This is a genomic window from Prevotella sp. HMSC073D09 (genome assembly GCF_001814145.1).
Lineage (GTDB): Bacteria > Bacteroidota > Bacteroidia > Bacteroidales > Bacteroidaceae > Prevotella > Prevotella conceptionensis.
The window spans coordinates 1-8,193 of sequence record NZ_KV815037.1 but is presented as its reverse complement, the minus strand read 5'-3'; the positions used below and the strand labels follow the sequence as shown (position 1 = coordinate 8,193).

General features: G+C 40.3%; 7 protein-coding genes. 4 read left to right on the top strand and 3 right to left on the bottom strand.

Annotation, left to right across the window (positions count from 1 at the left end; genetic code table 11):
- Positions 1-237 precede the first annotated feature (237 nt).
- Genes HMPREF2955_RS01750 through HMPREF2955_RS01740 form a run of 3 tightly spaced genes read left to right on the top strand, consistent with a single transcriptional unit; the run spans position 238 to position 4,507 of the window.
- Positions 238-873, top strand: a complete 636-nt coding sequence (locus HMPREF2955_RS01750) for a TetR/AcrR family transcriptional regulator (RefSeq protein ID WP_009227819.1) — start codon at positions 238-240, stop codon at positions 871-873.
- Between the two features lie 4 nt (positions 874-877).
- On the top strand, positions 878-3,292 hold the full coding sequence (locus HMPREF2955_RS01745) for a TonB-dependent receptor (RefSeq protein ID WP_070720312.1): 2,415 nt from the start codon (positions 878-880) through the stop codon (positions 3,290-3,292).
- A 27-nt stretch (positions 3,293-3,319) separates the two neighbouring features.
- The gene (locus tag HMPREF2955_RS01740; RefSeq protein ID WP_070720310.1) at positions 3,320-4,507 is read left to right on the top strand and encodes a YncE family protein; all 1,188 of its coding nucleotides are present in this window, start codon (positions 3,320-3,322) and stop codon (positions 4,505-4,507) included.
- 358 nt (positions 4,508-4,865) lie between these two features.
- Here the strand turns inward: HMPREF2955_RS01740 and HMPREF2955_RS01735 are convergent, their stop codons facing one another.
- From HMPREF2955_RS01735 to HMPREF2955_RS01725, 3 genes are read right to left on the bottom strand one after another with little or no spacing between them, the layout of a single operon-like run.
- Positions 4,866-5,267, bottom strand: a complete 402-nt coding sequence (locus HMPREF2955_RS01735) for a hypothetical protein (protein WP_019188113.1) — start codon at positions 5,265-5,267, stop codon at positions 4,866-4,868.
- On the bottom strand, positions 5,264-6,508 hold the full coding sequence (locus HMPREF2955_RS01730; RefSeq protein WP_070720307.1) for a site-specific integrase: 1,245 nt from the start codon (positions 6,506-6,508) through the stop codon (positions 5,264-5,266). The genes HMPREF2955_RS01735 and HMPREF2955_RS01730 overlap by 4 nt, the downstream gene beginning before the upstream one ends.
- A gap of 12 nt (positions 6,509-6,520) precedes the next feature.
- Entirely contained in the window at positions 6,521-7,750 is a 1,230-nt protein-coding gene (locus HMPREF2955_RS01725; protein ID WP_070720305.1) for a site-specific integrase, read from the bottom strand.
- A gap of 60 nt (positions 7,751-7,810) precedes the next feature.
- Here HMPREF2955_RS01725 and HMPREF2955_RS16090 point away from each other — a divergent pair, with 60 nt between their 5' ends.
- On the top strand, positions 7,811-7,963 hold the full coding sequence (locus tag HMPREF2955_RS16090) for a hypothetical protein (protein ID WP_019188110.1): 153 nt from the start codon (positions 7,811-7,813) through the stop codon (positions 7,961-7,963).
- Positions 7,964-8,193 lie beyond the last annotated feature (230 nt).

Genomic DNA, 8,193 nt, shown 5'->3' with positions numbered 1-8,193 from the left:
TTCGGACTTGGAAAGGATGTTGGAGGAGAATTACTATTTTAAGTCCATATGAGTTTAGTATTATAATTCGATTAAAAATACTTATTAATAAGTATTGCCAGTATAGAATTCTTCCCATACCTTTGTATCCAAAATTGAATTAATGATAAAAAATATCACACAGCCGCATAAAGGCAACAATAAAAGGAGCGTACTGTTTTTAAACAGTACGCTTTTTTTTATGAACAAAATTGAACGATGTCCGTTAATAAAATAGTAATGAAAATATTAAAAGAAGATATAAGAAACAGAATTGTCACAGCTGCCCGCAATGAATTTATTAAAAATGGTTTTAGAAAAACTTCGATGCGAACAATTTCTGCAAAATCAGGAGTTGTCTTAGGTAATATATACAATTATTTTAAGACAAAAGATGATATTTTTTATGCTGTCCTTAGGCCTTTACTTGCTGTCTTGGATGGAAGGCTGTCCTCCTATCGCATAGAACCCAACAAAATAGACAAACTTCGTTTCTCTATACAAAGTCAAAAAGATTTGCTAAGAGAAACGCTTAAAATAATTTTCTTGTATAAAGAAGAATTAAAGTTATTGCTTTTTGAATCAAAAGGTACTTCTGTAGAATTTTTCCGTGAAAATTTTATCGAAGAACAAGTTGCAATAAGTAAAGAATATATTGACCAAATGCAAAAAGTCTATCCACAAATACAAACAAAAGTTTCGTCACTATTCTTTCGGATTTCCTCTTCTACATGGGTAACAATCGTCGGAGAGATTGTCTCAAATCCAGAAATCCGTAAAGAAGAGGCAAAACAGGTTTTGTCTGAATATATACGCTATAATACAGCAGGATGGCGAGAACTCATTAATCAATAAGATTATGAACAGATTATTCATCGTAACGATACTGTGTTTGTGTACAACAGTTTTGTCTGCCCAAAATATATTACGTGGGAAAATCATAGATAAAGAAACAGGACTTCCCATATCTGGGGCATACATATCAATCAAAAATACAAAACAGAAAACAGTTTCTGACAAGACAGGCAATTATCAAATTGACATACCCTCAAATGGAACATGTATTGTTGAGGTTTCATTTGTTGAATATAAACGAGTAAGGCAAGTCATTGCATTAAACGGCAATATCACAAAAGACTTTTTCTTAGAATCATCAGCGAACGTCCTTAACGAAGTTGTAGTGAGAGGATCTTCCCAGCAGGCGGAAATAAACCGCATTCGGCAAAGTCCTATGGCTGTAACCGTAGTAGACGGAGCCAAGCTGCGGGGACGTTCAAGTGGTATAGAAGAAATTCTTACACGCACGTCTGGCATCAAAGTAAGAAAGACAGGCGGATTGGGAAGTGCGTCGCGCATATCTGTACATGGTTTAGAAGGTAAGCGTGTCGCCGTATATATTAATGGGTTTCCACTCAACAGTCCTGACGGTTCTTTCGACATCAACGATATTCCAATAGATGTGATCAAATATATAGAGGTATACAAGGGTATTGTGCCTGCAGAATATGGAGGCGACGGATTAGGAGGAGCCATCAATATTGTGACACGTGAGGATGAATGCGACCTAGTAGGATTCACGCAGGAATTGGCATCATTCGGAACATCCAAGACACTTGCAAGTGCTCAAAAGCTTTTTGCAAAGTCAGGCATATTATTTAACGTTGCTTTCTTTAAGAATAAATCCAAGAACAACTACACGATGTCATGGCCAGTATTCGAGACAAACCTACCAGCCTCAGAGTACAGAAAAGTGAGACGAAATAATGACTATTATGACGCAGACTTCTATCATGTCGGCATTGGTTTTAGAAAGCTATACTTCGATAAACTGGATTTGGAATGCGCCTTCTACAGAAATAAAAAAGGTATACAGTCTCTTAGCTTTGATTCGCAGCATGCCTATATGAAAAGCTTTAATATAATGCCCACCTTGCATATAGAAAAAAACGACTTCATCTTTAAAGGTTTGGAAATGAAGTCATCCCTTGTTATTCCTGTTATACAAACGAGCCTGACAGACACAACAACGACAAGAAGACAATGGGATGGAACCATCACTCAGGCAATGGGGGAAACAGAAGATAATCTTCTTAATGAATCCCATAACCGACAATTTGAATTACGAAACAAATTTAATTTAAAATATACATTTGGACAACATACATTCAACATAAATGATCAACTTGCTCTTTCGGACTACCGTCCTAAAGATGAACGCATGAATGACTATCTCGGGTTCGATCCTAGCTCGTTTCCCAGCAAAATGATTTCAAACAATATCGGACTCAGTCATTTGTATGCCTCTTCCAATCATCGTTTTCAGAATTCCTTGACGATAAGCATTTATTATCTGAAGTCAAAAATCTTTAGAACAAGCGATGCCTTGTCGAAAGCCCAAATGAAAGATGCATCAGCTCCCAAACAGACAAGTGTGAACAAAACGTACTACGGATTTAGTGAGGGAGTGAGCTATGAGTTTTGGAAAGGCGTGAGGGGAAAGTTCTCGTTTTCACACAATGTGAGACTCCCTGACACAGGAGAACTTTTCGGTAACGGAATGAGCATCAAGCCATCAGTGAACTTACTGCCTGAAATTGGAGACAACCTGAACGTTGGAACCATCATAGATACAAGAAATGTGATGGGACTTACCCGCGTGCAGTGGGAAACAAACTTCTATTACATGTATATCCAGAATATGATAAGGCTTTTCCCCGCTGATATCCGTTCCATCTACACAAACTTGGGAAAGACGAGCACGATGGGATTTGATACCGAATTGAAAGTAGACGTGACACCAAACATCTATACATATTTCAATCTTACACTACAGGACATTCGAGACCGGCAGAAATGGTTAAACGATGCAAAAGGGACGGATAATCCCACATATAATAAACATGTACCCAACATACCGTCTTTCTATTTTAATTATGGTTTGGAGTATCATGCAGAAAATTTGCTGGGGCGAAATGAACTATCTAGAATTTATATGGATGTGTCCCATGTCGGAGAATTCGATTGGGGATGGCAAATGAGCACACTGTCCGACCAGCGTAAAAAATGGATTATCCCCTCCAACGATGTGTTTACCATAGGCCTTCAACAATCCTTTTGGCACAATAACATTTCATTGAGTTTCGAAGTTGAGAACATCTTTGACAAGGAGAACTATATGGAATTCAAGATGCCACTGCAAGGACGCACTTTTAAAACAAAATTGCGTTTTAATCTGTTCCGCGACAAAACATCGGGCGGAGCAATGAGTTTGTAATATATTACCAATTTAAAAACAAATAAAATGAAACATTATTTTTTAATCGCAGCCCTTGTGTTGCTATCTCTTGTAGGTCTCACCTCATGCGGAAAGGACTCTCCGGACTTTCCTCCCTCTACAAAATCTGAAGTAGGATTTGTACACAGCGTAAACATCGGAGAAAACACATATATTAGCCTGTTCAAGGATTTGAGTGTTGGTTCACTCAATACAGACAACGCATTGGTGCTTCCGAAGGGGGCATTCACATTCGTGTATAAAAATAAGATATATGTGACAGATACAGAACACCTCTACAAGTACATCCCTAAGGATGGAATCCTTGTTCAAGAAGGAAACACCATGCTGTTTCCAAGTGGCGCAAAGGCCACATACATCACATTCTTATCCGAGAAGAAAGCCTACGTTTCTTGTCTTGGATTAGGAAAGGTGTGGATTATAGATCCGTCCTCCATGACAAAAACAGGAGAAATAGATTTATCTGGCTATTCCTTGGGGAAGTTGGCTGGCGACAAGAATCCTGAACCATGCGCTTCCATCATCAGAGACGGCATCTTATACGTGACGCTCTGCCAATTAAAGTCTGCCTACTCATGCGAGAAGGGGGCACATATAGCCTTAATAGATACCAAGACCGATAAGCCTATCAAAATGATTAGTGACCCTCGTGCTACAATGGCCTCCTCTATGACCCCTGCTGGGGACCCATTCGTGGACGAGAAGGGTGACATCTATTTCTATTGCGTAGCTATGTTTGGATACCAGCCTGGGGCCAAAGAAGGATTCTTGCGCATTAAGAAAGGGGAGCAAGACTTTGACAACTCATATTGCTTCACCCTTGCAGACGTAAACTTAGAAGGAGTAAAGGGGAACAGAACATCGTATGTTTATAATAAAGTGTATGGTGGAAACGGAAAGGTTTATGGATACCTTAACATTCCCGGAGCGGCAAGCAATCCACCTGACTACGTTCATGACAAATCATTTCAAGCCTTTGAAATTAATCTATACAATAAGACTTGCAAGAAGATGAATTTTTCTGGAACTGTAGGCTGGGCCACATCCATCTGCAAGTCTGGCAATAATATCATCTTCGGCATGTCAACAGACCAAGGCATGGGCTACTCTGTCTATCACATGGATGATGGAAGCTATGAAAAATTGAAGGTAAAGGTTTCTGGAGCACCCTACATGTTGCATGAGCTTAAATAGTTGCCATAAAATATATTGGATACAAACTCAACATCTGAAAGGATGCGAACTTCTTGATTAGAAACTTTAACCTCCTCAAAACAAGGAAAAGAGCTGTATCGTTACTCATTATAGGGTTTGATACGGCTCTTTTAGTTTATGTGTTATAAACTATAAATTCTCATGGTTGTGCTTTTAGTTTTTATACACTGTCAATTCAGTTTTAATAAAAATCTTTCTTTTGTAGTAGCGTAGTAAATAAATGAAAGAAGATTCGTATATCAATAAAAATCTTTAATCCTTTTTCTTTCAACGTATTATACCTTATTGTAGTTATGTAGTAAGATATAATCAATGAAAGAAAAAGAAAATATAATCATCAGGTATCCGTCTTTCCTATTAAGAATATCGGTGTTATTATGGATGTAGGTTTCAGTAATCTCTGACATACATGTTTCCTGAACAAGTGGGCTTCCATGCTGTCCAATTGATAAGACAAAGCGATGATGATAGTGAGCGGATAAAGCAAGGCATAACCTCGCAGATGTCCGTTCACGAATACCTCCACCTCTCCTGCATCCCTTTCTTCGGGTTGCAGGGGAGATATTTTCAGAAGCAGTTGCAATCGATAATTGAGTTTCCTCCATGTTACACCGAAGAAATCTACAAGCTCGCTCTCTGTCATTGCTATTTCGCCTTTGCCTTTGCGAATGATTTGCATATTGCCGCCCCACTCGAAATAGCTACGGTCTTTTTTAGTTTGATAGTGATAGGCATTCATACGGCTTCCTCCTTCGTTTCCTTTGTCTGATGTTTCCTTATCAGCCTGTCCATATCCTCCGAAATCTTATTGTCTGTCACCTGTGCGTAGATTTGAGTACTGGATATAGAGGCGTGCCCCATCATCTTGGCAATGCTTTCGATGGGTATTCCTGCACTTAAACTCATCGTCCCGAATGTGTGCCTTGCCATATGATAGGTCAACCGTTCCCTGATACCACAAGCCTTGCCCACGATGCTCAGCTTTGCACTCATTACGCTACGGCTGCAATTAGTTCGGAAGATAAAGCTGCTGTCTTTGTCTTTCACCGTCTGACTTTCTTTATTCAGTGGTTGTTCTTCCTTACATTGATTGATGATGGCCTCCGCTATCGGGTGCAGGGGCACAATAAACTCAACCTTTGTCTTCAGACGCTCTTTGCGTATATACCTCTGTCCGTCTGCTGCCGTTTGGACGTGTCCAAATTGCAAATGTTCCATATCAGCAATAGCCAAGCCTGTAAAGCATGAGAAGATAAACATCCGTCTTGCTTGTTCTGCTTCCTTATCAATTACTCTCAATGCCATGAGTTTGCCAACATCGCTTTTTTGCAAGAAGTGTATCTTCTGTTCCGTTTTCTCATACTTGGCATTCTCAAAAGGATTACAGCGAATGAGCCTTTGACTGACCGCATGATACATCAGCCTACTCAGCCAACAAAGATAGCGATTCATGGTTGCTGTTGCCAAGCCTCGTCTTTTCAGATAGAAACGGTATTCTTCAAACAAGTCTTCCGTTATAGTGGCTATGACTATATCCGCCATTCCCTTATCCTTTACAAATTCCGTAAGTAACTTATCTGAATAGAGAAGATTCTGATAGGTTCCTTCAGCTCTCGATTTGCCCACGCACACTTTAACGGACAGCAATTCTGCTTTGCTCATGGCAAGAAGCGTTGTCGGCATGGTGGCTATTCCCTGTAAACGGTTTTTAAGTAGTTCCACACTTACCACTCCCTCCTTTATCAGAATATCCTGATAGGCCTTTTCTACAAGTTCTTTAAACTCGCCGATTCTTTGATTGGTCTTCTTGTCGGTTGTCATTCCCTGTCGGCTGTTCCATTCGGAGGACTTGCACTGCTCGCCTGTGGTAATGGCGGTGCTTTTTCCATCTATGGTGATACGGCAGAGAATGGCGGTCTTGCCGTCTGCTTTTATTTTCTTTCTGTTGATGTAAAACAATATCTTAAATGTACTTCTCATAAAAAATCTTGGTTAAATGGTTAAACGCAAATCTTCAGTAAAAGAAAGGAAACGGTTAAACTCCTCAAAGAGTTTCTGCGGTGTTACCTTTGCATAACGTTCGGTCATACTTACGTTCGTATGTCCGAGCATCTTGCTCACCGTTTCAATAGGAACGCCCTGCTCCAATGTGATAAGTGTGGCAAAGGTATGCCTTGCAGTGTGCGATGTAAATGGAAAAGAAATGCCTGCCCGTAGTCGCAAGGCTTTGAGACAGGACTGATAAGTGGGATATTTTATGAAAGGCAGTAGTACTTCCCTTTCATCGCTGTGCATTTTCTCAATTAACCGAACTGCTTCCGGCAATAGTTTGATACGACAAAGTACACCCGTCTTTTGTCTGTTGAACTTCAACCACAAACTGCCTGCATCATCACGGACAAGATGCTTCTTGCTTAGTTCCATCAAATCACAATAGGCTGCACCGGTATAACAGGCGAAGAGAAACACATCACGAACTGTTTCCATTTCCTCTTCCAATTCATCAAAGCGGAGTGCTTTGAGTTTATCCAATGCTTTTTTGTCAAGTGCCTTGGGTGCTTTCTTGTCTCCCCGTTCTATATGTACTTTATCAAACAGAGGCGTATCAGCCAGCCCCTCACGATAAGCCAGCCTGCAGACAGTCTTCAAATCGGCTGCTACTCTGAAAAATGTGCTTTGCTGATGCCCGAGTTCGCCAAGACAAAATGCTTGCAATTCGTAAATGAAGTTTTCTGTCAACTGTGAGAAAGCCAAGTCCGAAACATGGTATTTCTTCTGAATGAACTCCTGTAATCGTTTCCGAGTGGAATGATAGGCGGACATAGACTCTTCCTTGATGTCTATACCGATATGGCTTTCTTTCTCCTTGATGAGCATATCCAACCTTTCGATGAGCATACATCTTGCCTGTACGCTGCCTTGAAACTGTTCTTTCACATTAGCTGCATCAAATGGCTGGCCTTTGGCAATTAACGACTGATAGGCAGATTGAATGGAAAGCAACAAATTCTCCAATCTCCCATTAATCTCCACCGCCTCACGGCTCTTGCCGTCCATCCTGCTCTCACGTGAATTCCACAAGTCGGGGTTGCAGGAGAGTTTACAACTAAACTGAGCAATGGAACGCTCAATGGTAATACGCCCCATAATCGGAGCTTTCCCCAACTTGTCCAAACCGCTCTTTTTAAGGTAGAGCAACACCTTCATCTTCTCTGTTTTCATACGCTTTAATATTTGTGGGCAAAGACAGTGCAAGCGAGTTCCATGAGAGCTTGCTCTCAAATGGACGAGCTCAGCCTGTCTTATGCAAAGTTACCCGAATTAAAGCGTTCCTCACGTACGCAGAAAACTGCCGACCAAAGCAACAGCCACACGAGCGAAAATATTTCAGTTACCGAATGCTGCACCATCGTTACCAACATCAAAACAAGGTAACACTCTGGTAACTGAACTTCTGCTTAAATCTGCATATTTTTACCCTTTACAAATAGAGCAGAATTGTGTAAATCATAGTATTTCCTCCTCATTATCAGTTAGTTTACACCAACTTCGATATTTCCTCATTTTCAATGATTAGTTACGTATTGATTTGATGCTAAACACAGTGCAAAATGGTGCTAAATGCAGTGCGAAATGCTGCTAAATGCGAGCCGAAAAGCATAAAT

Bases quoted from the DNA above. Each gene is read 5' to 3' on its own strand.
- HMPREF2955_RS01750 (WP_009227819.1), top strand. From the start codon at position 238: ATGTCCGTTAATAAAATAGTAATGAAAATATTAAAAGAAGATATAAGA.
- HMPREF2955_RS01745 (WP_070720312.1), top strand. From the start codon at position 878: ATGAACAGATTATTCATCGTAACGATACTGTGTTTGTGTACAACAGTT.
- HMPREF2955_RS01740 (WP_070720310.1), top strand. From the start codon at position 3,320: ATGAAACATTATTTTTTAATCGCAGCCCTTGTGTTGCTATCTCTTGTA.
- HMPREF2955_RS01735 (WP_019188113.1), bottom strand. From the start codon at position 5,267: ATGAATGCCTATCACTATCAAACTAAAAAAGACCGTAGCTATTTCGAG.
- HMPREF2955_RS01730 (WP_070720307.1), bottom strand. From the start codon at position 6,508: ATGAGAAGTACATTTAAGATATTGTTTTACATCAACAGAAAGAAAATA.
- HMPREF2955_RS01725 (WP_070720305.1), bottom strand. From the start codon at position 7,750: ATGAAAACAGAGAAGATGAAGGTGTTGCTCTACCTTAAAAAGAGCGGT.
- HMPREF2955_RS16090 (WP_019188110.1), top strand. From the start codon at position 7,811: ATGGACGAGCTCAGCCTGTCTTATGCAAAGTTACCCGAATTAAAGCGT.